At 60.1% G+C, this 581-nt stretch carries 1 protein-coding gene; it reads left to right on the top strand.

Features of this window, described 5'->3' with window-relative positions; genetic code table 11:
* Positions 1-581: potassium-transporting ATPase subunit KdpA (locus tag F4V54_RS11225; RefSeq protein ID WP_150387184.1), on the top strand; the 581-nt coding region annotated here is incomplete at both ends.

Below are 581 nucleotides of genomic sequence, written 5' to 3'. Positions count from 1 at the left end.
ACCCCCGGTGACTTTTACCACAGTTACCGGCGCTACCCAGACCATCCCCGGCGGCGCTGTGGCCTCCCAAGAGGTCATCAAGGAACTGGGTACCAACGGTGGCGGATACTTCAATGCGAACTCGGCCCACCCGTTCGAGAACCCGACCGTGTGGTCCAACGCCCTGGAAATCTTCCTCATCCTTGTCATTCCGGTGTCTCTCACTCGCACATTCGGTCTCATGGTCCGCGATACCCGCCAGGGCTACGCCATTCTTTCCGCCATGGCGGTGTTGTACTTCCTGTCACTCGCTTCCGTCACCGCCCTCGAGGCCACTGCTTCCGGCGCTATCGGCGGCGGCATGGAAGGTCGCGAAATGCGGCTTGGTACCATCCCGTCTGCGCTGTTCGCGGTGACAACGACAATGACGTCGACCGGCGCAGTTGATTCATTCCACTCGAGTTACACTCCTCTCGGCGGCGGCCTTCTCATCTTAAATATGCTGCTCGGCGAAGTCTCTCCAGGCGGTGTCGGCACTGGGTTGTACGGCATGCTAGTCATGGCCATTCTGTCGGTGTTCATCGCCGGCCTTATTGTCGGGC

This window comes from Corynebacterium tuscaniense (genome assembly GCF_008693065.1).
Lineage (GTDB): Bacteria > Actinomycetota > Actinomycetes > Mycobacteriales > Mycobacteriaceae > Corynebacterium > Corynebacterium tuscaniense.
Note: the sequence above shows the minus strand (reverse complement) of the source record. Positions and strands in the feature narration are given on the sequence as shown.